Source organism: Trinickia sp. HAY1-2D (genome assembly GCF_056754935.1).
Genome location: NZ_JBPGWX010000002.1, coordinates 4146391 through 4169677, shown reverse-complemented (window position 1 = coordinate 4169677; position 23287 = coordinate 4146391). Strand labels below are relative to the sequence as shown.

Sequence of the window (23287 nt, the reverse complement as noted above, 5' to 3'; positions counted from 1 at the left end):
CGCTCACGCGCCGACTTTTCTGGCGGCAGCCTTCTTGGCCGGAGCCTTCGCTGCCGGCTTGGCGGCTGTCTTTGCGGCCGTCTTGGTTGCTGTCTTAGCCGTTGTCTTACGGGCCGTCGCCACGGTCGTGTCGCCCGCCTCGTCCGCAGCCGAATCGGACGCGGCGGCCGAGGCAGCCGCGGTGCGAGCGCTCGATTTGGCCGCCGTCTTGGCCGAGGGCTCCTTCTTCTCGAACTCGAAGCCGATCTTGCCGTCGCTCTGCTTGACGAGATACGCCTTGAAGTTGCGTCCGGTGCGCGACGACTTGAAGCCGGTCAGTAAATCGGTGCGGCCCGCCTCGAGCAGCTTCGCCATCTGCTCACGCGCGATCTCCTGCTGCAAGATGACTTTGCCGGAGCGGAAATCGCAGGTCTTCGGCACGGCGACCGAGTTCTCGCACACGTAGCTCATGCCGTGCTCGAAGACGCGCGCATGGCATTTCGGACATGCGCCGACGGCTTCCTGTTCCGAGAAGTCCGGTGCCTCGCCGTCCTCGCCGCCCTGATCCTGACCGAAATCGAACTCGAGCTTGTAGTTCTTGATTTCGTCATCGAACGTCAGCTTGAGAATGGCCGAGAAAGGCCGGCCCATCTTGCTGCGGAAACCGGAGAGCGGCCCGATCTCTTTCTTGGCGAGCAGCGTTTCGACTTCGTCGATCTCGAATTGGCGGCTGCCCGGAATCTTCGAAATCGAGAACTCGCATTGTGTGCAAGCGAACCGCCGGTAGTTTTCCTTTACCTGGCCGCCGCAGTTCGGGCAGGGCGTCGTCAACGTCGCGTAATCGCCCGGGATCGTATCGGAATCGTATTCCTTCGCCCGTTTGACGATCGTTTGCGTCATGCGCGCGATTTCCTGCATGAAGGCGTCGCGCGCAAGCTTGCCGCGCTCCATCTGCGCCAGCTTGTGCTCCCATTCGCCGGTGAGTTCGGGGGCGGTGAGCTCTTTCACGCCCAGCCCGCGCAGCAGCGTCATGAGCTGGAATGCCTTTGCGGTGGGGATGAGCTCGCGCCCCTCGCGCACCAGATATTTCTCACCGAGCAGCCCTTCGATGATGGCCGCGCGCGTGGCCGGCGTGCCCAACCCTTTCGCGGCCATCGCTTCGCGCAACTCGTCGTCTTCGACGAGCTTGCCCGCACCTTCCATGGCTGACAGCAGCGTCGCTTCGTTGTAGCGCGCCGGTGGTTTCGTGGTCAGTTCATGGGCGGCAATCTTGTCGGTCTTGACCTTCTCGTCCTTCTGCACCGGCACGAGGTTGGCTTCCTCGCCACCCGTCTCGCGTCCATAGACTTGCAGCCAGCCCGCTTCCACGAGAACCTTGCCCTCGGTCTTGAAGTGGTGGCCAACCACTTCGGTGATGCGCGTCGTCACGCGATATTCGGCTGCCGGAAAGAATACGGCCAGAAAGCGCTTGACGACGAGATCGTAAAGTTTCTGCTCGGGCTCGGAGAGTGCCTTCGGAGCCTGCAGCGTCGGAATGATGGCGAAGTGATCGCTGATCTTGGAGTTGTCGAAGATCCGCTTGTTGGGCTTGACCCAGTTCTTGTCGAGCACCTGTTTCGCAAACGGAAGGTAGTTGTTGCTTTCCTTCAGCATCTCGAGCGTGCTCGTCACGGTGCCGAGATAGTCTTCCGGCAGCGCGCGCGCATCGGTTCGCGGGTAAGTGAGCACCTTGTGCTTTTCATAGAGCGCTTGCGCGAGCCCGAGCGTGTTCTTCGCCGAAAAGCCGAAACGTCCGTTCGCCTCGCGCTGCAGGCTCGTCAAATCGAACAGCAGCGGCGAGAGCTGCGTCGAAGGCTTCGACTCCTCGCTGACGACACCGATCTGATCGCGGCAGGCCGCCACGACCGTCTCGGCGGCGGCCGGACTCCACAGCCGCGAATCGCGTTTCTCCGGGTCGAATTCGTCGCGCTTGAATTTCGGATCGAACCACCGCCCTTCGTAAAAACCGCCCGCGCAGACGAACTCGGCGCGAACCTCCCAGTAATCGCGGGGCACGAAGCGCCGGATTTTCTCCTCGCGCTCGACGACGATCGATAGTGTCGGCGTCTGCACGCGCCCGACGGTGGTCAGGAAAAAGCCGCCGCCCTTGCTGTTGAATGCCGTCATCGCGCGCGTGCCATTGATGCCGACTAGCCAGTCAGCCTCGGAGCGGCAGCGGGCGGCATCCGCCAGCGGCTGCATGTCGCCATCGCTGCGCAAGTGCGCGAAACCTTCGCGAATCGCGGCCGGCGTCATCGATTGCAGCCACAGCCGCTGAACGGGTTGTTTCGCTTTCGCGTGCTGGGCGATCAGACGGAAGATCAACTCGCCTTCACGGCCCGCGTCGCATGCGTTGATGAGGCGGTCGATATCCTTGCGCTTGATCAACCGGGTCAGCACCTTGAGCCGCGATTCGCTCTTGGCGATCGGATTGAGGTCGAAGTGCGGCGGAATGACCGGCAGATGAGCAAAGCTCCATTTGCCCCGCTTGACTTCGTATTCCTCGGGCGCGGCGATCTCGAGCAGATGGCCGACTGCGGACGAGAGAACGTACTCGTCGCTTTCGTAGTACTCGTCATGTTTGGTGAAGCCGCCGAGTGCTCGCGCGATGTCGTTCGCGACAGAGGGCTTCTCCGCAATGATCAGTGCTTTGGACATGACAGGATGTAATAGTCTCCGGGGTCGATCCCCGTATGGTGGTTCCTTTAACGACCGCTTTATAGCATACGGCGCCCTTGGGGCGCCCCACGATCGGAAAAGGCCTGTGTTTTCAAGCCGGTTTTTTCCAGAGTCTGCGCAAACGCGGAACGCGAGCATCGCACGTGCCGGAGCACCGCGGCGCGGGAAGAACAAAAAGGGTCAGGCTGCGACGAGTGCGGGCCTCAATTTGGGCGCCCCGACTGCCGGCGGCAACGCGGTCAGATCGGACAGCAGGCGCTCGGCGATCGCGATATGCGGCAGTACCGTGCCGAAAAAGCGTGTCGTGACGCCGTCCTCGATCAGCAGCGTCGGGAAGTTTTCGACGTCGAGGTCGTCGAATCGGTCCGCGTGCGTTTCGATGTCGATCCAGACGAAGCAGATCTCGGGGTGCGCCTCGGCCAGGCGGTCGAATTCGGCCTGGTAATCGCGGCACGTGCCGCACCACTGTGCGCAAAGGCAGGCGACGAGGAGCGTGTCGCTGTCGGTGACGCGCTCGGCGATCCGGTCGGAGTCGGTATCGAGGTTCAGCGCGGGCATGCTGGGTCTTCCTGTGTCGGTCGAAGTGCGTTTCGAGCGAATGTAGCACGGCGGCCGTTGTACAGCGTCGAGGCCTGCCGGCGCGAATTGCAGACCTGCGCACGCTGCTTTAGCCCCGGCGCGTTGCCGTACGCGTGAAGCGGCCACCCGGCAGCGCATTCACGTGGCCGGCCAATTCGAGCTCGAGCAGCGCGGCCTGCAATGCCGCGCCACCCATGTCGGTGCGTCTGGCGAGAACTTCAAGGGTGGCCGGTGCGTGGCCGAGTGCGGAGATCACGCGTGCCGCGGCGCTGCCTTGCGCATAGGATGGCGCCGTGCGCGCGTCGGCGCCTGCCTGCGCTGCCGGTGCGACTGCCGGTGTCGCTGGCGCGCCGGGGCCCGGGGCTGCAACATCGGCGTGAGACCGAGCCATGCCGACGAGCCCCAGTTCTTCGAGAATCTCCGCGGACTCCTCGGTCAGCCGGGCGCCTTCCTTGATCAGGCGATGGCAGCCGCGTGAAAGCGGCGAATGGATGGACCCAGGCAACGCAAAGACGTCGCGCCCCATCTCGTTGGCGAGCCGCGCGGTGATGAGTGAGCCGGACCGAAGCGCTGCCTCGACGATCAGGACACCTTTCGCGAGCCCGGCGATGAGCCGGTTGCGCTGAGGAAAGTGCGAAGGCCGAGCCGGTGTGCCGAGCGGCCATTCGGAGACGAGCGTCCCGTGCGAGGCGATCCGCTGAGCAAGCTCGCGGTGCGCCAAGGGGTAGACGATGTCGATACCCGTGCCGATGACAGCCACCGTGTGGCCCATGACTGCGAGCGCGCCCCAGTGCGCCGCCGCATCGATGCCGAGCGCGAGACCGGACACGATCACGAGACCCGCCGCCGCGAGCTCGCGGGCGAATTGCGCGGCGTCTTCGAGCCCCTGCGGCGTGGCGTTGCGGCTACCCACGAGGGCGATCGCGCTCGCGTGCAGCAGTTCCAATTGCCCTTTGACGTACAGCAGTGGCGGCGGATCGGGCATCGCGAGCAGCGCGGGCGGATAGGCGGGATCGGCGAGCGAGACGAGTGCGTTGCCCGGCTGTTCGCACCATCTCGCGACGCGGGCCACCTGCGCGTCCCAGCCCGCGGGCAACGGTGCGAGGATGGCCCGCGCGGCGGCTTCGCCCCCGACCGCCGCGAGCGCGTCGAACGATTGGCTGCGTAAGGCGTGCGGCATTCCAAAGGCGGCAAGCAATGCCCGCAGCGCGGCGGGCGTGAGACTGCGGGTGGCGGCCAACGCCAACCACGCCGCCCGTTCATCGTCGGTCATCGGTAGCGCTTTCATCGCGCCCGCCCCGGCCGCCTGCGCAGACCCCCGCGGCATGTTAAAATTTTCACCATCCGAAAAAGCCCCCCGTGCCCTCGTAAACGCGACGCGAACGCTCGCCTGCTCTGATTCCCGCGGCGAAGCGACGCATGACATCGCGCTATCTTCGATGTGCGAGCACGGCGGCACAAGCCAGCCGAACGGCCTATCGCCGCATGCGGCAATTGTTGATTCGCGCGCGGCACCACTGAAGCGTGGCTGCTCGAGCGCCAGTAACTTTCCGACCATGGCATTACTGAACATCCTGCATTACCCCGATAAACGCCTGCACAAGATCGCGAAGCCCGTCGCGACCGTCGACGAGCGCATCCGCAAGCTTGTCGCCGATATGGCGGAAACGATGTATGCCGCCCCGGGCGTGGGCCTCGCCGCAACCCAGGTGGACGTTCACGAGCGCGTCATCGTCATCGATGTCTCGGAGACGCATGACGAGCTGCGCGCGTTCATCAACCCCGAGATCGTCTGGTCCAGCGATGAGCGCAAGCTCGCCGAAGAGGGGTGCCTCTCGGTGCCGGGTATCTACGACAGCGTCGAGCGGGCCGAGAAGGTTCGCGTGCGTGCGCTCAACGAGCGTGGCGAGACATTCGAGATCGATTGCGAAGGTCTTCTGGCTGTCTGCATTCAGCACGAGATGGATCACTTGATGGGGCGGGTGTTCGTCGAGTACCTTTCGCCGCTCAAGCAAACCCGCATCAAGACAAAGATGAAAAAGCTCGCCCACGCGATGTGAGCGGCCCGTCCCCGTTGGAATCCATGACACATTCGCTGCGCGTCATCTTTGCCGGTACGCCGGAATTCGCGGCCGCGGCGCTCGCCGCGATCGATGCGGCCGGGTTTCCGATCGCGCTCGTTCTAACGCAGCCGGATCGCCCGGCCGGGCGTGGAATGAAGCTGCAGGCAAGTGCTGTCAAGCGTTATGCCCTCGAGCACGGTTTGCCGGTGGCCCAGCCACCCTCGCTGCGCCGTAACGGCAAATATCCGGCCGAAGCGAGCGCGGCCATCGATGCGCTGCGCGAAACGCCGCACGATGTGATGGTCGTAGCCGCTTATGGGTTGCTGCTGCCCCAGGAAGTGCTCGACATTCCGCGCCACGGCTGTATCAATATTCACGCTTCGCTGCTCCCGCGGTGGCGCGGCGCCGCGCCGATCCATCGGGCGCTCGAAGCCGGAGATACCGAAACGGGCATCACGCTCATGCAGATGGATGCGGGACTCGATACGGGCGCGATGCTGCACGCGGCCAGCGTCCCGATCGATCCGCAAGACACGACGGCGACGCTTCACGACAAGCTCGCCACGCTGGGTGCGCGGTTGATCGTCGAGGCGCTCGGCGAGCTCGAGCGCAACGGCGCGCTAGCCGCGACGCCTCAGCCGGAAGCGGGCGCCACCTATGCGGAGAAGATCGGCAAGCACGAAGCGGCGCTCGATTGGCGTCGGCCGGCCGACGCACTGGCCCGGCAAATCCGCGCGTTCGACCCATTCCCGGGTGGCGCGGCGACGCTCGAGGACGGCGCGGTGCTGAAGGTCTGGGCTGCGCAGCCCACCGCGGTGCGGGCGCCGGGTGCCGCGCCGGGTACGATCGTAGAGGTGTCGCCGGACGGCATCGTCGTGGCCTGCGGCGAGGGCGCACTCCGGTTGACGCAGCTGCAAAAGCCGGGCGGCAAACGCCTGCCGGTGCGCGAATTTCTCGCCGGCAGTGCGCTCGCGGCCGGGCAGCGGTTCGTGTTGCCGCAGCAAAGCTGAAGACTGCCGCGCCGCGCGTGCGCTCGGCAGCCTGTCGAATCACGGGTTTTGGAAGTTTGAGGTCAGGAGATTTCGCGCATGTTCGGCATCGTTCACTTTCCGTTGTTCCTGGCAGCCGTTTTCTTGCTGAACGTGACGCCCGGCCCCGACACCGCATACATCGTCGGGCGCAGCGTGGCGCAGGGGCGCAGCGCGGGGCTGGTCTCCGCGCTGGGTATCTCGGCTGGCTGTTGCGTGCACTCGCTGGCGTGCGCATTCGGCTTGACGGCGCTGCTCGCCGCTTCGGCCACCGCCTTCACGGTCATCAAGCTGGTGGGCGCCATTTATCTGATCTATCTGGGCGCGCGCATGCTGTTCGCGTCGCGTGGCGAACCGCGGCAAGCGCAGCTCGAGCAGCCGCGGGGCGCCACGGGTGGGCGCAAGCCTCTCGGGCAGCTGTTCGTGCAAGGGTTCTGGACGAACGTGCTGAATCCCAAGGTCGTGCTTTTCTTCGTTTCGTTCTTTCCGCAATTCGTCTCGGCCGATAGCGACGCCAAGGCGCTGGCGTTCCTCTTTCTCGGCCTGGTTTTCGTCGCCATGAGCACCGTCTGGAACAGCTTCGTTGCATGGGTTGCGGGCAGCGTGACCGAGCGTCTCGGCGGCAAACCCGGCGTGAAAAAGTGGCTCGACCGCGTGGTCGGCAGCGCGTTCGTCGGGCTCGGGCTGAAGCTCGCCACGGCTCAGCGTTGATTTTCCGTACCGGGGGTTGAATTTTTTGCCCGCGCCGCAAACTAACGAATCGCTTACAATCGATCGGTGACCGCCGTGGGCGTATTGTCGCCGCGCGGTTCCCCAGGCACCAGGCAAACGGGAAAAGGAGAGCTCATGTTCAACTGGGTCAAAACCGCAATGCTGATGGCGGCGATCACGGCCCTGTTCGTCGTGATCGGCGGCATGATCGGCGGCTCGCGTGGCATGACGATCGCGCTGGTCATCGCACTCGCGATGAATTTCTTTTCGTACTGGTTCTCGGACAAGATGGTCCTCAGCATGTACAACGCTCAGGAAGTCGACGAGACCAGTGCGCCGCAGTTCTATCGAATGGTGCGCGAACTCGCGACGCGGGCGAATTTGCCGATGCCGCGCGTCTATCTGATCAACGAAGACGCGCCGAACGCTTTCGCGACGGGACGCAATCCCGAACACGCGGCCGTGGCTGCCACGACGGGTATCCTGCGCGTTCTCTCGGAGCGCGAGATGCGCGGTGTCATGGCGCACGAGCTGTCGCACGTGAGGCATCGCGACATTCTGATCTCGACCATTTCGGCGACGATGGCCGGTGCCATCTCCGCGCTCGCCAACTTCGCCATGTTCTTCGGCGGACGTGACGAGCAAGGGCGTCCCGCCAACCCGATCGCCAGCATCGCCGTTGCCTTGCTCGCGCCGATCGCTGCGGCCATGATTCAGATGGCCATCTCGCGCGCGCGCGAATTCGAAGCCGATCGTGGCGGCGCGGAGCTCTCGGGTGATCCGCAGGCGCTCGCTTCGGCGCTCGACAAGATCCACCGTTATGCGGCGGGGATTCCTTTTGCGGCCGCCGAGGCTCATCCGACGACCGCCCAGATGATGATTCTCAACCCGCTGTCGGGCGGTGGGATCGCGAATCTGTTCTCGACGCACCCGGCGACGGAGGAGCGTATCGCGCGCCTGATGGAAATGGCGCGCACGGGCCGCTACGACTGACGCGCCGCGATTCCTGCGCGGCCGCCGCGCATATCGCGCGGCGAGCTCGTCGGACAAGCGCGCTAAAATGCTGCGTTTGTCCTGCCGAGGGCGTCACGTGGCGCCCTCGCTCCACCGTTGTCTCCATGACCCGATCCTCTTCAGCGCACCGGCAGCACGGCTCGCCGCGAGCCGTCCGTGAAAAGCGTCTGCCGGTGCTTCCGCTCGTGCCCGATTCGCTAGGCTTCGCGCTCGATGCCGCCGCGCAGGCCGTGGCGGCGGTGCGCGCCGGCCGCGCATTGCCTGCGGCGCTGGCTGCCGTTCGTGCGAGTTCCCCGCCGGCAGCAGCCGAGCTGTCGCGCCAAGCGGCCCAGGACATCGCCTACCGGACGTTGCGCCGCCTCGGCACAGCGGATTGGATCGTGGCGCGGCTCGTGCGCAAGGCGCCGCCTCCGCATGTCGGCAATCTGCTCGTATGCGCGCTCGCCTTGTTGATCGACGACGCGGCAAACGCGGCCTATGCCGGGCATACGGTTGTCGATCAGACGGTGCATGCCGTCGGTGCGCGGCGCGATCTCGCATTTGCGAAAGCACTCGTCAACGCGGTGCTGCGAACCTTCCTGCGCGAGCGGGAGACACTCATCGAAAGCGCGCAGGCCGACCCGGTGGCGCGCTGGAACTATCCGGGCTGGTGGATCGACGCGGTTCGGCATGCCTGGCCGGCGCAGTGGGAGGCCATCCTCGCGAGCGGTAATGCGCCCGGGCCGCTGACATTGCGCGTGAACGCGCGCCGCACGACGGTCGACGACTATCTCCGAACGCTGCGCGAGGCGGGGATCGAGGGGGCCGCCATCGGACAGTACGCGGTAAGGCTTGCGTCGCCGATGCCGGTCGAACGTATTCCCGGCTTCGCCCACGGCGTGGTCTCGGTACAGGATGCGGGCGCGCAACTGGCGGCCGAGTGGCTCGGCGTGCGCGACGGCATGCGCGTGCTCGATGCCTGCGCCGCGCCGGGCGGCAAGACAGGGCACCTGCTCGAGTTGGCCGATGTGACGCTCGTTGCGCTTGAAAGCGACGCCGCGCGCGCCGGGCGCATCGTCGAAAACCTCGACAGGCTGCGGCTTTCGGCCGAGGTGCGGATCGGCGATGCCGGCGCGCCGGACGCCTGGCACGACGGACGGCCTTTCGACCGAATTCTCGCCGATGTCCCCTGCTCGGCCTCGGGCATCGTCCGGCGTCATCCCGACATTCGCTGGCTGCGCCGGCCGGGCGACATCGCCGCGCTCGCGGCCGAGCAAGCGCGCATTGCCGATGCGTTATGGCCGCTCGTGGCGCCCGGCGGCGAGCTGCTGTACGTGACCTGCTCGATCTTCCCGGAAGAAGGCGAGGCTCAGGCCGCGCGGTTTGAACGCGTTCATCAAGATGCGGTACGATTGGACGCGCCAGGGCAGCTGGCGCCGGTCTCGGCCGGCGCGGCACTTCCATCCGGCGCTCTCGTATCGGCCGGAATGCGCGCCGCCGGGCGCACCGGGTCAGACATCGACCACGACGGTTTTTTCTACGCGCGCTTTCAGAAACGGTGACGATCAGCAAACGCTCTTTTCCGCTTCGGCTCGTGGCCGTGCTCCTGATCGGGCTGACCCTTTGCGTTGCCGCGGCGGCGTCGGCGTTCGCCGATTCCATCGCCGTGCAGCGCGCGTCGCTGCAGGCGGACGGCACGGGATGGAGCCTGGATGCCCGTTTCGAGTTCGAGCTCAACAACAGCCTCGAGGATGCCGTCAACAAAGGCATTCCGCTGTACTTCACGACCGAGTTCGACCTCACGCGTGCGCGCTGGTATTGGTTCGACGAGCAGCCCGTATCGGCATCGCAGACGCTGCGGCTGTCGTTTCAGCCGCTCACGCGCGAATATCGCGTCTCGAGCGGCGGGCTGCAGCTCGGCTTCGCCTCGCTCGCCGATGCGCTCGCCGTGATCAAACACGTGAGCTCGTGGCACGTGATCGATCGCACGCAGGTGCGGCCCGGCGAAAGCTACACGGCATCGGTGCGCATGGAGCTCGACACCGCATTGATGCCGAAGCCGTTTCAGGTCGATGCGGTGAACAATCGCGACTGGGCGCTGGCATCGGACTGGAAGCGGTTTACTTTCACGGTGAACGAACATGCTAAGTAGCGTGCGCCGCATTGCGAATGTGAAGAGCATCGTCTTGCGCGTGCTCGTGGCGACGGTCGCCGTCGTCGCGCTGCTGCTGCTGGTGCTGCTCGCGGCGGCGAGCGCGAACACCGAGTTTTTCGACCGCTATTACTCGTGGCTCTATGCGGCCAATATCGCGGTCGCGCTCGTCTTCCTGCTCGTCGTCGTCGCACTCGTCGCGATGATTCTCGCGCGCCTGCGCAAAGGCAAGTTCGGCACGCGGCTGCTGGCGAAGCTCGCGATTTTCTTCGCACTCGTCGGCGTCGTGCCGGGCGGGATCATCTACGTCGTTTCGTATCAATTCGTCTCGCGCAGCATCGAATCATGGTTCGATGTGAACATCGAGACCGCGCTGACTTCAGGCCTCAATCTCGGGCGCGGCATGCTCGACGCGTCGCTCTCGGATCTGCAGACCAAGGCGCGTCTGATGTCCGAGCAACTCGCGAGCGCGAATCCTGCCAACACCACGATCACGCTGCTGCGGCTGCGCGATCAGTTCGGCGTGCACGAGGCCATGCTGATCGAGACGACGCGCGGAGTGGGCGCCTCGCCCGATCTGCACGTGCTGGCGCAGGCGTCGAACAACATCGCCAAGCTCGTGCCGGACGATCTGCCGACCCCGCTCATGATCGATCAGGCGCGCGGTCGCGGCTTTGCGGCCATCGAGGGCGAGATCGACGGCGATCCGCATGCGACGGGTAGCAAAGGCTCGCTGCGCTTGCGCGTCGTCGAGCGCGTGCCCGACGCGACGACCTCGCTGTTGCAGCCGACCGAGCGCTTCTTGCAGATCACGCAGCCGGTCTCGCCGACGCTTGCCCGCAATGCCGATGCGGTACAGCGCGCCTATCGCGAGTATCAGGAAAAGGCCCTGGGGCGCACGGGCTTGCGCAAGATGTACATCGGCACGCTGACGCTCGCGCTTTTTCTCGCCACGTTCATCGCGATGATGCTGGCGCTCGCGCTCGGCAATCAGCTTGCCCGGCCGCTCTTTTTGCTCGCGCAGGGCACGAAGGAAGTGGCGGAGGGCGATTACACGCCCAAGCGCGAGATCAAGACCCGCGACGAGCTTGGCTTTCTGACGCAGTCGTTCAATGCGATGACGCGGCAGCTTTCCGAGGCACGCGCGGCCGTCGAACGAAATCGCATCGCGCTCGAGCATTCGAAGGCTTATCTCGAGCGCATTCTGGCGAACCTCACGGCGGGCGTGTTCGTGCTCGACCGGCAATTCCGGCTGACGACGGCCAATCGCGGTGCCGAGCGTATTTTCCGGCAGCCGTTTCAGTCGATGCTCGGTGCCTCGCTCGAGCACATCGGTGTGGCGGCCGAGTTCGGTGCCATGGTGCGCAAGGCGTTCGCGGACCGTGACGCCGCCGATCACGGCGAACTCGACGATGGGCATTGGCAGCAGCAGTTCGCGGTTCAATTGCCGGGCGAGAGCGAGCCTGTCACGCTGCTCGTGCGCGGTTCGCGCCTGATGTCGGGCACGGTCGACAGCGTGCCGGACGAGGGTCGCACGGCGGGCTATGTCGTGGTATTCGACGACATCTCCGACGTGATCTCGGCGCAGCGCTCGGCGGCCTGGGGCGAGGTGGCGCGGCGGCTCGCGCATGAGATCAAGAACCCGTTGACGCCGATCCAGCTGTCGGCCGAGCGCCTGCAGATGAAGCTTGCGGACAAGCTGTCGCCGCACGATGCGGATGTGCTCAAGCGCGGTGCGACGACGATCGTCAACCAGGTGGCGGCGATGAAGCGGATGGTCGACAATTTCCGCGATTACGCGCGCACCCCGCCCGCGGTGCTGGTCAATTTGCAGCTCAACGATCTCGTTGCGGAAGTGCTCGCGTTATACGGCATCGAGGAAGGCAAGAGTCCGATCGTCGTGAACATGCACGATCTTCCGGTTATCAAGGGCGATGCGACGCAGCTGCGCCAAGTCATACACAATCTGCTGCAAAACGCGCAGGACGCGGTGGCCGAGCTTGAAAATCCGCGTGTCGTGCTCGAAACCAAGACAGTAGAATATGGCGATCCCGACGCGCAGGGCAAAGTGCGCGTCGCCGTGCGCCTGACGGTGTCGGACAACGGACCGGGCTTCCCCGCGCGCATCTTGACGCGCGCGTTCGAGCCTTACGTGACGACGAAGGCAAAAGGCACGGGGCTCGGGCTCGCCATGGTCAAGAAGATCGTCGACGAGCACGGTGCACGCATCGACATTCGCAATCGCGGTAAAGACGCGGCGGTTGAAGGTGCGCAGATCTCGATTCTGTTCCTGCAAATGGCGGACGACAGCGCCCCGCTCGAATCGGGGCAGGCGGCAACGCGTTCAGGCGCATCGCCGGGAACGACAAAAGCAATAGCGCAGATAAGGGCAGCATAAATGGCGACCATCCTGGTGGTAGACGACGAAATGGGTATTCGGGAGTTGCTCTCGGAAATCCTGAGCGACGAGGGACATGCCGTGGAAGTCGCGGAAAACGCGCAGTACGCGCGCGAATACCGCTTGCGTCAGACGCCCGATCTGGTGCTGCTCGATATCTGGATGCCGGATACCGACGGCGTTACCTTGCTCAAGGAGTGGGCGGCGCAGGGCCTGTTGACGATGCCGGTCATCATGATGTCGGGGCATGCGACGATCGATACGGCCGTCGAGGCCACCAAAATCGGCGCGCTGAACTTTCTCGAAAAACCGATCGCGCTGCAAAAGCTGCTCAAAGCGGTCGAGCAAGGGCTTGCGCGCGGCACCGCGCTGCCGGCAGCCGCCGCGGCGGCTGCCAAGGCGGCCTCTGGAGGCCCTTCGAACGCCGTCGCGGCGGCCGTCGCGTTGCCCGTCCTCGCTTCCGACAACCTGGCGGGCACTGCCGCCGTGGCGCAGACCGCATCGATCTCGTTCGATATTCCGCTGCGCGATGCGCGTGACGCGTTCGAGCGTGCCTACTTCGAATACCATCTGGCGCGCGAGAACGGCAGCATGACGCGCGTTGCCGAGAAGACAGGGCTCGAGCGCACGCATCTTTACCGGAAGCTCAAACAGCTCGGTGTCGATCTCGGCAAGAACAAGGGCGAATGAGCGGTGCTCCAAAAGCACTTGAGCACGTCCTAGGTCCTTGATATACTCTCGCTTCTTCGTGGCCCGGTAGCTCAGTTGGTAGAGCAGCGGATTGAAAATCCGCGTGTCGGTGGTTCGATTCCGCCCCAGGCCACCAGCAGTATCGAACCCCAAGAACCGAAAGGTCCTTGGGGGTTTTTCTCATGGCATCGGCCCGGCATCCGTATGCGTCACGGCGGGTACTGCGTATAAGCGCCACGGCGCCTGTCCCCAAAAGCCGAGGCATATACTGCACGGGTGGCGCTGCGCGAGCATTCGCGCCCATCCTGGTTCACGGAGTTTCTAACGGTGGTTCAGACAGACGCTAAGAACGGCGCGCTCGTGTTGTTTTCGGGCGGGCAGGATTCGGCCACGTGTCTCGCGTGGGCCCTCGATCGCTACGACACCGTGGAGACGATCGGCTTCGATTACGGCCAGCGCCATCGCGTCGAGCTCGAATGCCGCGAGGGTGTGCGCGAGCAGCTTTCGCGCGCATTTCCTGCGTGGGCCGAACGTCTGGGCGAAGACCATACGGTCGATCTGTCGGTGCTCGGCGCGATCAGCGATACGGCCATGACGCGCGAAATCGAGATCGAGATGGCGGCGAATGGACTGCCGAACACTTTCGTACCCGGACGCAATCTGATGTTCATGACGATTGCGGCGGCGCTCGCTTACCGGCGCGGGCTGCGAGTACTCGTCGGCGGCATGTGCGAAACCGATTTTTCGGGCTACCCCGATTGCCGCGACGATACGATGAAGGCGCTGCAAGTCACGCTCAATCTCGGTATGGCGAGCCGGTTCGTGCTGGAGACGCCGCTCATGTGGCTCGACAAGGCCGATACATGGCGGCTCGCCGAATCGCTCGGCGGCCACGCGCTCGTCGAGTTGATCCGCGTGGAGACCCACACCTGCTACGTCGGCGAGCGCTCCGAGCTGCACGATTGGGGTTTCGGCTGCGGCGAATGTCCGGCATGCCGCCTGCGAAAGCGCGGTTACGAGGCGTTTCGCGCGGGCGAAAAAGTGACGCAGGCGCCGACGTAGCGACGTAGGGCGGCTCGGCGATATCGGTACGGGCGCTCGTTCATTCGCCGCCCGGCCCATCGAGATGGACAGAAAGAAATCATGACGTACGCGGTCAAGGAAGTTTTTTACACGCTGCAGGGCGAAGGCGCGAACGCTGGCCGGCCTGCCGTGTTTTGCCGATTCGCCGGCTGCAACCTATGGTCGGGCCGGGAAGAAGATCGCGCGCAAGCCGTCTGCCGTTTTTGCGATACGGATTTTGTCGGTACCGACGGCGAAAATGGCGGCAAATATCGGGACGCGGCTGCCCTCGCCGAGACGATCGCATCGCTGTGGCCGGACGGCGAGGCTCACCGCTTCGTCGTCTGCACGGGCGGCGAACCGATGCTGCAGATCGATGCGGCCTTCGTGGATGCGCTGCACGCGGCGGACTTCGAGGTCGCCATCGAAACGAACGGAACGCTGCCCGTGCTCGAATCGATCGATTGGGTATGCGTGAGCCCCAAAGCGGACGCACCGCTCGTCGTGACGAAAGGCAATGAGTTGAAGGTCGTGATTCCTCAGGACAATCAGCGCCTCGCGGAGTACGCTTTGCTCGATTTCGAGCATTTCCTCGTGCAACCGATGGACGGGCCGGCGCGCGACCTCAATACGCGGCTCGCGATCGACTGGTGCAAGCGGCATCCGTTGTGGCGGCTGTCGATGCAAACCCATAAGTATTTGAATATTCCCTGAGCCTCTCGTGCTGACGATTACCCGAAAACTTGAGTTCGATGCGGGGCACCGCATTCCCGACCACCGCAGCCAATGCCGCAACCTGCACGGCCATCGCTACGTGCTCGAGATCACGCTGCAAGGCGATATCGTGGAGACGGAAGGCGCGCCGGATCGCGGCATGGTGATGGATTTCGCCGATGTGAAATCGCTGGCGATGGAGCATCTCGTCAATCGCTGGGATCACGCGTTTCTCGTCTATGCCGGGGATACGCCGGTGCGGACGTTTCTCGACTCGATGCCCGGGCATAAGACCGTCGTACTCGATCGGATACCGACCGTCGAGAATCTCGCGGCGATTGCCTTCGAGACGCTGGCCGCGGTCTATGACGCGCACTATGGCGTCAATTTGCGGCTCGCGCGTGTGCGGCTCTTCGAAACGCCGAACTGCTGGGCCGATTTCGCACGCGGCGCTTAAAAGGCCCCGTTCGCCGGCCTGCCGTCAGCGTGAACAGCCCTGGCTCGATTGTCACGGTATGATCGTGAGAGCCGGTTGGCGCGAGGAGGCGCACGATGAGCCCATTCACGAATCCCCTCAAAGCGTTGGCGATGCTCGCATTGGGCGTCGCTGCGGCGGGTCCCGGCGAATTCGCGCTCGCCCAGGGCGCCTCGCCGTTAGCCGGGGTACCCCAGGCCGCGGCCGATGCCGAGACGCAAAGCGCGGTCGCGGACTACAACGCCGGCGCTTTCGAGGCCGCGCTCAAAGGTTTTCGCCACGCGGCCGAGCATGGCAGCCGGTTGGCCCAGTTCGACTACGCGATGATGCTGCTCAACGGCGAAGGGGGGCCGGCGAATGTCGACGAAGGGCGCAAGTGGTTGCGCAAAGCGGCCGACGCGAACATGTCGCATGCGCAGTATGTCTACGGCAGGATGTACGACGATGGCGAGTTCGTCGCGCGGGATCCCGCCGAAGCACACCGGTGGTTCTTGAAAGCCGCACGGCAAGGCCACGTGCAAGCGCAGCTATCGCTCGCCAATCAGTTCCTCGACGGGCGCGGCACCCCGCGAGATAACCAGCAAGCGTTCTATTGGTACAAAAAGGCCGCGGAGGGCGGCGACGCCACGGCGCAATATGTCGCGGGTTCGTTTTACGAACGCGGCGGGGACGGTGTGACGCGCAATCTCAATATCGCCCGTGCCTACTACGCGGCTGCGGCGGCACAGGGCGATCCGGCGGCGCGGCTCAAATTCAGGGAGCTGAGCCTCGAGTTGCAACGCGAGGCGAAGAGCCCGCCCAAATCGAACTGAACGCCGCCCGGCGGTTCAGCTTTTCATCAGCCGCTTATGCCGCCCGACGCTCATGATGAGGCCCACGGCGATACCAAGCGTCGTCAGCGCGGTACCGCCGTAGCTCATGAACGGCAATGGCACGCCCACGACGGGCAGGACCCCGCTCACCATGCCGATATTGACGAACGCATAGGTGAAAAACGCCATCGTCAGCGAACCGGCCAGCAATCGCCCGAACAACGTGGCGCCATTGGCGGCGATGAACAGGCCGCGCGCGATCAACGCCGTATAGAGCAATAGCAGCACCACTTCGCCAAGCAGCCCGAATTCCTCGGCAAAAACGGCGAAGATGAAGTCGGTATGTTTTTCGGGGATGAAGTCGAGATGCGCCTGCGTGCCCTTCAGCCAGCCCTTGCCGAGCGGTCCGCCCGAACCGATTGCTATCACCGCCTGGATCGTATGGAAGCCCTTGCCGAGCGGGTCCGATGTCGGATCGAGCAGCGTGCAGATGCGGTGCTTCTGGTAATCATGCATGAGCGGCCATTGCACTTCAGGCTGACAGATCCGATCCTGAAAAATGGCGACCGAGCTCGCGCCGATGACCACCGCGATCAGCACCGGCGCGATCAATTTGAACGAGAGGCCCGCAAAGTAAATGACGAAGAAGCCGGCCGCGAACACGAGCATCGCCGTGCCGAGATCGGGCTGCTTGGCGATCAGACCGACCGGCAGCAGCAACAAGGCGAAACCGACGATGAAGTCGTACCAGCGCAGACCGGCTTCGCGTTTTTGGTAATACCAGGCCAGCATCAGCGGCGTCGCGATTTTGAGGATCTCGGACGGTTGAATGACGACACCGACGTTGATCCACCGTTTGGCGCCCTTTTTCGTGATGCCGAAGACCGCTACGCCCACGAGCAGCGCGATACCGAACGTGTAGAGCGGCACGGCGAAGCGCATGAGGGTGGTCGGCGGCACGGTGGCGAGCACCCACATCAGCAAGAACGTGAGCACGATGTTGCGCATTTGATCTTCCACGCGCCCGGGAACGTCGAGGCTCGCGCTGTATAGCGTGACGATACCGACGCAAAGCAGCAGAAAGACAGTCAGCGCGAGCGGGCGGTCGAAGCCGATGAACATGCTCTTGAGCCGTTCGAGCCAGACCCGTTTATCGAAGTTCAAGTGGCCCTCCGTTAATCGTCGGCGCCGGCCGAAGCCGGCCTCGCGCTTGCCGTGCCCGATGTCCGCACCGCGCGATTGTCGCGCGCCGGCGCCAGGGCCTCGTCGGATCCGGTGTGCGGCTTGGGCGGTGTAGGCGCGGGCTGTGGTGCGGGCTGCGGTGCGGCCGCCGACGGTGCCGGCGCCGCGGCTGCCGAGGCCGGAACCTCGGGTAGCGGCAGCGGCTTGAAGCCCGGTGCCACTGTGACCGGTGTGGCCGCGCTTGCAGGCTGGGCAGCGGGCTGCCCGATTGCCGGCTCCGATGCCGCCTGCGTGGCCGAGGCCGCGGTTGCGACGGCGGCTTGCAGCACACCGGGCTTGTTGCGTTGAAGCAGGTAGTAGTCGAGCACGCTGCGCACGATCGGCGCGGCGACGCTCGCCCCCCAGCCGCCGTTTTCGACGATGAGCGCAACGGCGATTTGAGGATGGTCGGCCGGCGCAAACGCGATGAAAAGCGAATGGTCGCGCAAATGCTCGGCCAGCGCGCCGCCATGATATTTCTGGCCCTGCAACGAAAACACCTGCGCCGTCCCCGTCTTGCCGCCGACGACATAGGGCGCATTGCGGAACACCTGATAGGCGGTGCCGGACGGATTGCTCGTGACGGCGACCATCGCCCGTTTCACGAGATCGAGATCGGATTGCGTGACGGTGGTGATGCGTCCGCTTTCATGCGGCACCGTGAGGCGCATCTGATGCGTGATCGGGTTCTCGATTTCCTTGACGAGGTGCGGCCGCATGACGACGCCGTCGTTGGCGAGCGTCGCCGTGGCGTGCGCGAGCTGCAGCATCGTGAACGAGTTATAGCCTTGGCCGATCCCGAGGCTGATCGTTTCGCCTTCGTACCAGCGCTGCTGTTCGGGCTTGCGATACGCCTTTTTCTTCCAGTCCGTCGAAGGCAGAATGCCGCGCGCCTCGCCCGAGATGTCGATGCCCGTGATCTGGCCGAAACCCCAGGGTTTCATGAAGTTGGCGATCGCGTTGACGCCGAGATCGTGCGCGAGCATGTAGAAATAGGTGTCGTTCGACACCATGATCGCGCGGTTCATGTCGATCCAACCCTGCCCCTGCGGCACGTTGTTGCGGAACGTGTGGCCGGCGAACGTATAAAAGCCCGGATCGTGGAATCCCCATTCGGGCGTCCGCTTTTTCAGCGCGAGCGCGGCCAGCGCCATGAACGGCTTGTAAGTCGAGCCCGGCGGATAGGCGCTGTGAAGCGGCCGATTCAAAAGCGGATGGTCCGGCGAGTTGTTCAGCGCATCCCAGGTCGGCTGATCGATGCCGTCGACGAACGCGTTCGGGTCGAAACTCGGCGCTGACACGAACGCGAGCACGTCGCCCGTCGCGGGCTCGATGGCCACGAGCGCCCCGCGCCTTCCCGCAAACGCCTGCTCGGCCACTTGCTGCAGCCCGATGTCGAGCGACAGCACGAGATTGTTGCCCGGCGTGGCCTGCGTGCGCGACAGCGTGCGCACCGGGCGGCCGCCGGCCGTGACCTCCACTTCCTCGAAACCCGTCAGGCCGTGCAGCTCTGTTTCGTAGCTTTGCTCGACGCCGATCTTGCCGATGTAGTCGGTGCCTTTGTAGTTGTTCGCGTCGAGCCGCGGATCGTAATGATCCGGATCGCTGTCGTTTTGCTCGCTGGCCGCGTCGATGCGCTCCTGATCGCGCTGCGAGATCCGCCCGATATAGCCGATTACGTGTGCCGCCGTCATGCCGAGCGGATATTGACGGAACAGCCGCGCGCGGACATCGACACCCGGAAAACGAAAGCGCTGCGCCGTGAAGCGCGCGACTTCCTCGTCGGTGAGCCGGGTGCGGATCGGCAGGCTCTCGAAATTCTTCGAATCCTCGAGAAGCTTTTTGAAGCGGCGCCGGTCGACCGCGTCGATGTTGACGACGGTGGCCAGTTTGTCGATGACGTTTTCGAGCGAATCGTCGAGCTTCGAGGGCGTGATTTCGAGCGTATAAGCCGAGTAGTTGCGCGCGAGCACGACGCCGTTGCGATCGGTGATGACGCCGCGGTTCGGCACGATCGGCGCCACCGAGATGCGGTTTTCGTCGGCTTGCAGCGAGTACTTGCTGTAATGCCAGACCTGCAGAAACAGAAAACGGAAGACGAGCAGCCCGAAGCACACGAGCACGAACAGGCCCGCGGCCGCGACGCGCACGCGAAACCGCGAGAGCTGCTGCTGGGTGTTCTTGAATTCGGTCATGCGCGCGAGCTCTGCATGCTCAGATGGGCCGCGTGTCGTCGGGATCGGCCGGACGGCGTTGCGGCATCAACAGCAGCGTGCAGGCAAGCGGCCAGAGCGCCGCTTCCACGAAGCCGTGCACGAGATAGCCCCAGCCCGGGAATGCCGCGCCCATCAAAAGCCGTGTAATGAACGGCACGAGTTGGGCGATGACGAGCAGCGGCGCCACGGCGAACACCTGCAGACCGCGCGGCATCCACAGCACGCGCCGGTGGATCGTGATGGCCCCGTAAGAAAGCAACGTGTAAGCGAGGGCGTGCTCGCCCAGCAGGCTCGCATCGTGTACATCCATCAGCAAGCCGAGAAAAAACGCGATGCCCATGCCGACCTTGCGCGGCTGATGCACGTTCCAGAACAGCACGACGAGCGCGACGAAGTCCGGCACGCCGATGAGATGGCCCCACGGCATCAGATTCAGTAAGAACGCCGCGGCGAGGCTGAACGCGATGAAGTACGGATTGACCGGCAGCAGAATGTATTGCGGACGGTTCATCGCCGCGCTCCTGCCGGCGCCGCGGCTTGCGTCGTTGCGCGATCGGCCGGCTTCGCGGCGGGCGGCTGCGAAGCCGCCCGTTTCTCGCCGGCCTTCGGCACGCTGTTCGCCGCGCCCTTTTCCGAGCCCGGGTTTTTTTCCGCGTCCTTGTCTGCTGCCTTGTCTGCCGCTTTCTCGCCCTTTTGCCCTTTATCCGCGCCCTTGCCGGCTTTCTTGCCTTTCGCGTCTTTCGCGCCAGGCTCCGGCTGCGGCTCCGGACGTGGCGGCAGATTGCTCTGGTAATGAAGCACGAGGACGGCGCGCGCACCGCGCACTTTGGCCACAGGCACGCAAATCACGCGCGCGAACGCCGTATCGGCCAGTTTGTCGACGCGCGCGACCTTCGCAACGGGCAATCCCGGCGGATAGACGCCATCGAGCCCGCTCGTCACGAGTTCGTCGCCGGCGACGATATCGGCGCTGATCGGCACGAAGCGCAGCTCCAGCGCATTGCCCGCGGGCGTGCCGTAGACGACGCCACGCAGCCCCGTGCGGACGATCTGCACGGGCACGGCCTGATCCTTGTCCGTGAGCAGCGTCACCTCGGATTGCATCGGGAATACGCGCGTGACCTGGCCGATCATGCCGTCTTCGCTGACGACGGGCGAGCCGTTCTGAATGCCCTGCTGCGAACCGCGGCCGATTACGACCTTTTGCGTGAACGGATCGCGTGTGTCGTATTGGATTTCCGCAGGTGTCGTTTGGGTGCCGATTTCGTGGCTCAGATCGAGCAACGCCCGCAGGTGAGCGTTTTGTGCCGCCAGCGAGGCGTTCAGATTGGCTTCGACCGAAAGCTGAAGGTTTTTTGCGGCGAGCTTCTGGTTGTCGCTGCGCAACGTAACCGTCGACACCGCAAAGCTCGTGGCACCGAGCGCGAGATCGCGCGGGACCAGCGCCGCGCGCTGCAGCGGGTAGAGTCCGACGTCGAGCACGCCGCGCACGATTTCGAGCGTTTTGAAACGCGCGTCCGAGATCAGCAGCGCAAGTGCGAGTGCAACGAAGAAAATGAGCCGCGCAAGCGCGGACGGGCCTTGCTTGAACAGAGGCGGCGGACTGTATTCCATGGTCGACGCCGGGGGCGTGATCGTGAGCGGGCGGCGGCGCAGTGCTTCAGCGCACCGGGAGACCCGGCGATGGCGTATGCGCCGCGCCCGCGAAGCTCATCACTCGTACGAGAAGATGCTGCCGAGCTTGTCCATCCGCTCGAGCGCCATGCCCGAGCCGCGGACCACGCAGGTGAGCGGATCTTCTGCCACCAGCACGGGCAGTCCCGTTTCTTCGGCGAGCAGGCGATCGAGATCGCGCAACAGCGCGCCGCCGCCCGTGAGCATCATGCCGCGCTCGGCGATATCGGCGCCGAGTTCCGGCGGGGTTTGCTCGAGCGCGATCTTGACCGAGGAGACGATCTGATTCAGCGGATCGGTCAGCGCTTCGAGGATTTCGTTGCTCGAAATCGTGAAGCTGCGCGGAATGCCTTCGGACAGGTTGCGCCCTTTGACTTCCATTTCCTTGACTTCCGAGCCCGGGAACGCGGAGCCGATTTCCTTTTTGATGGCTTCGGCGGTTTGTTCGCCGATGAGCATGCCGTAATTGCGGCGGATATAGTTGACGATGGCTTCGTCGAATTTGTCGCCGCCGACACGCACCGAGCCTTTATAGACGATGCCGCCGAGCGAGATGACGCCGACTTCGGTGGTACCGCCGCCGATATCGACGACCATCGACCCCGTGGCCTCCGACACCGGCAGGCCCGCGCCGATCGCCGCGGCCATCGGTTCTTCGATGAGGTAGACCTGTGAGGCACCGGCACCGTGCGCGGCTTCCTTGATCGCGCGGCGCTCGACCTGGGTCGAGCCGCAGGGCACGCAGATGATGATGCGCGGCGACGGCGAGAACATGCGCGATTCATGCGCCGTCTTGATGAACTGCTTGATCATCTGCTCGGTGACCGTGAAATCGGCGATGACGCCGTCTTTCATCGGCCGGATCGCCTCGATGTTGCCCGGCACCTTGCCGAGCATTTGCTTGGCTTCCCGGCCCACCGCCTGGATGGTTTTCTTGCCGTTCGGACCACCCTCCTGGCGGATCGATACCACGGAAGGTTCGTCGAGGACGATGCCCTTGCCGCGCATGTAGATGAGGGTGTTGGCGGTGCCGAGATCGATCGCCAGATCGTTCGAGAAGTAGCTGCGCAAAAAGCCGAACATGAAATTCCTGTCTCGCCGGGGAAGAGCCGGGCTTCGCCACCTTGGGCGCTGCCGCGGCAGCGGAAAAAATAAAAGCCTCGGGATCGGGCGTGAACGGTGCGCCGACACCTGCGTACCGCCCACCGCGAGCGCGAAGCTGCGATGAATTCGACCGGAAGGCCGCACGAGGCGAGGCGGCAGCGTGGTTTTCAGCGCCAAAACCCCCTGCGAGGGACGGTCCGGGTTTGGTTCGAACGCGTAATGATACCTTATAATTTCGACCTATTTGTAGTAAACGGACGGTCCTTTTTGCCGTTCCCGGCCCGCTGTTCGGGGGTCTGGAGCGGCACTCCAACAGTTTCGCGCGGCGCCGTTTCGGGCACCGCGCGAGGCCCCTTTTTCTCCGGTGAGACGCATGGCCTTGACCCTGACCGATGTGAAACGCATCGCCCATCTCGCGCGGCTCGAGCTGCCCGAGGCCGACGCCGAGCCGACGCTCGCCCAGCTCAACGAGTTTTTCGGCCTCGTCGAGCAGATGCAGGCGGTCGACACGGCCGGCATCGCCCCGCTCGCCCATCCGATCGAGCAGATCGAGGATGTCGCGTTGCGGCTCAGGGACGATGTCGTCACGGAAACAGTCGCCCGCGAAGGCAACCAGCAGTGCGCGCCGGCCGTCCAGGACGGCCTTTACCTCGTACCGAAGGTGATCGAGTAACCGAATCGTCTTCAAGACAGGAACG

The 23287-nt window shown here is 64.4% G+C and carries 21 protein-coding genes and 1 tRNA gene; 14 read left to right on the top strand and 8 right to left on the bottom strand.

The features are described from left to right. Positions 1–3: 3 nt before the first annotated feature. The 3 genes from ACR9ZC_RS26395 to dprA all read right to left on the bottom strand — a co-directional run bounded on the left by ACR9ZC_RS26395 (position 4) and on the right by dprA (position 4564). On the bottom strand, positions 4–2676 hold the full coding sequence (locus ACR9ZC_RS26395) for a DNA topoisomerase III (RefSeq protein WP_481582513.1): 2673 nt from the start codon (positions 2674–2676) through the stop codon (positions 4–6). Between the two features lie 201 nt (positions 2677–2877). Continuing rightward, complete coding sequence (locus tag ACR9ZC_RS26390; RefSeq protein ID WP_440563711.1) at positions 2878–3255, bottom strand: thioredoxin family protein; 378 nt, start codon at positions 3253–3255, stop codon at positions 2878–2880. 109 nt (positions 3256–3364) lie between these two features. After that, entirely contained in the window at positions 3365–4564 is a 1200-nt protein-coding gene (gene dprA / locus ACR9ZC_RS26385) for a DNA-processing protein DprA (protein ID WP_481582512.1), read from the bottom strand. A gap of 268 nt (positions 4565–4832) precedes the next feature. Between dprA and def the strand changes: the two genes are divergently transcribed. From def to ACR9ZC_RS26320, 13 genes are all read left to right on the top strand, one after another. After that, positions 4833–5336 carry a peptide deformylase gene (gene def, locus ACR9ZC_RS26380; protein ID WP_481582511.1) on the top strand — a complete coding sequence of 168 codons (504 nt, stop codon included), beginning with the start codon at positions 4833–4835 and terminating at the stop codon, positions 5334–5336. A 23-nt stretch (positions 5337–5359) separates the two neighbouring features. Beyond that, positions 5360–6349: a methionyl-tRNA formyltransferase gene (fmt, locus tag ACR9ZC_RS26375; protein ID WP_481582510.1), complete on the top strand. Its 990-nt coding sequence runs from the start codon at positions 5360–5362 to the stop codon at positions 6347–6349. Between the two features lie 78 nt (positions 6350–6427). Continuing rightward, complete coding sequence (locus ACR9ZC_RS26370) at positions 6428–7078, top strand: LysE family translocator (protein WP_481582509.1); 651 nt, start codon at positions 6428–6430, stop codon at positions 7076–7078. Positions 7079–7213: 135 nt separating this feature from the next. Next, on the top strand, positions 7214–8071 hold the full coding sequence (gene htpX / locus ACR9ZC_RS26365) for a zinc metalloprotease HtpX (protein WP_331571228.1): 858 nt from the start codon (positions 7214–7216) through the stop codon (positions 8069–8071). Between the two features lie 125 nt (positions 8072–8196). Next, positions 8197–9633 (top strand): 16S rRNA (cytosine(967)-C(5))-methyltransferase RsmB, encoded by a 1437-nt coding sequence (gene rsmB / locus ACR9ZC_RS26360; protein ID WP_481582508.1) that lies wholly within the window; start codon positions 8197–8199, stop codon positions 9631–9633. Further along, positions 9630–10223: a DUF4390 domain-containing protein gene (locus ACR9ZC_RS26355; RefSeq protein ID WP_331571224.1), complete on the top strand. Its 594-nt coding sequence runs from the start codon at positions 9630–9632 to the stop codon at positions 10221–10223. The genes rsmB and ACR9ZC_RS26355 overlap by 4 nt, the downstream gene beginning before the upstream one ends. Further along, entirely contained in the window at positions 10213–12621 is a 2409-nt protein-coding gene (locus tag ACR9ZC_RS26350) for a sensor histidine kinase (protein WP_481582507.1), read from the top strand. Before ACR9ZC_RS26355 ends, ACR9ZC_RS26350 begins: the two co-directional genes overlap by 11 nt. Beyond that, positions 12622–13311: a response regulator transcription factor EsaR gene (gene esaR, locus ACR9ZC_RS26345; protein ID WP_173255850.1), complete on the top strand. Its 690-nt coding sequence runs from the start codon at positions 12622–12624 to the stop codon at positions 13309–13311. A 60-nt stretch (positions 13312–13371) separates the two neighbouring features. Next, positions 13372–13447 (top strand) — tRNA-Phe (locus tag ACR9ZC_RS26340). Positions 13448–13638: 191 nt separating this feature from the next. Beyond that, the gene (gene queC, locus ACR9ZC_RS26335; protein ID WP_481582506.1) at positions 13639–14373 is read left to right on the top strand and encodes a 7-cyano-7-deazaguanine synthase QueC; all 735 of its coding nucleotides are present in this window, start codon (positions 13639–13641) and stop codon (positions 14371–14373) included. 81 nt (positions 14374–14454) lie between these two features. Next, complete coding sequence (gene queE, locus ACR9ZC_RS26330; protein WP_481582505.1) at positions 14455–15087, top strand: 7-carboxy-7-deazaguanine synthase; 633 nt, start codon at positions 14455–14457, stop codon at positions 15085–15087. Between the two features lie 10 nt (positions 15088–15097). After that, positions 15098–15544 carry a 6-carboxytetrahydropterin synthase QueD gene (queD, locus tag ACR9ZC_RS26325; RefSeq protein ID WP_331571270.1) on the top strand — a complete coding sequence of 149 codons (447 nt, stop codon included), beginning with the start codon at positions 15098–15100 and terminating at the stop codon, positions 15542–15544. 95 nt (positions 15545–15639) lie between these two features. After that, positions 15640–16374, top strand: a complete 735-nt coding sequence (locus ACR9ZC_RS26320) for a tetratricopeptide repeat protein (RefSeq protein ID WP_481582504.1) — start codon at positions 15640–15642, stop codon at positions 16372–16374. Between the two features lie 15 nt (positions 16375–16389). On the opposite strand, the gene rodA is transcribed toward ACR9ZC_RS26320, so the two are convergent. From rodA to ACR9ZC_RS26295, 5 genes are all read right to left on the bottom strand, one after another. Then, positions 16390–17538 (bottom strand): rod shape-determining protein RodA, encoded by a 1149-nt coding sequence (rodA, locus tag ACR9ZC_RS26315; RefSeq protein ID WP_331571214.1) that lies wholly within the window; start codon positions 17536–17538, stop codon positions 16390–16392. Between the two features lie 11 nt (positions 17539–17549). Continuing rightward, complete coding sequence (mrdA, locus tag ACR9ZC_RS26310; RefSeq protein ID WP_481582503.1) at positions 17550–19790, bottom strand: penicillin-binding protein 2; 2241 nt, start codon at positions 19788–19790, stop codon at positions 17550–17552. Positions 19791–19809: 19 nt separating this feature from the next. Continuing rightward, a complete protein-coding gene (gene mreD, locus ACR9ZC_RS26305; protein ID WP_173255846.1) occupies positions 19810–20322 on the bottom strand; it encodes a rod shape-determining protein MreD in 513 nt (170 codons plus the stop codon). Then, positions 20319–21425 carry a rod shape-determining protein MreC gene (gene mreC / locus ACR9ZC_RS26300; RefSeq protein ID WP_481582502.1) on the bottom strand — a complete coding sequence of 369 codons (1107 nt, stop codon included), beginning with the start codon at positions 21423–21425 and terminating at the stop codon, positions 20319–20321. Before mreC ends, mreD begins: the two co-directional genes overlap by 4 nt. A 99-nt stretch (positions 21426–21524) precedes the next feature. Further along, positions 21525–22568 (bottom strand): rod shape-determining protein, encoded by a 1044-nt coding sequence (locus ACR9ZC_RS26295; RefSeq protein WP_017772379.1) that lies wholly within the window; start codon positions 22566–22568, stop codon positions 21525–21527. 394 nt (positions 22569–22962) lie between these two features. Here ACR9ZC_RS26295 and gatC point away from each other — a divergent pair, with 394 nt between their 5' ends. Further along, complete coding sequence (gene gatC / locus ACR9ZC_RS26290) at positions 22963–23262, top strand: Asp-tRNA(Asn)/Glu-tRNA(Gln) amidotransferase subunit GatC (protein WP_331571208.1); 300 nt, start codon at positions 22963–22965, stop codon at positions 23260–23262. Positions 23263–23287 lie beyond the last annotated feature (25 nt).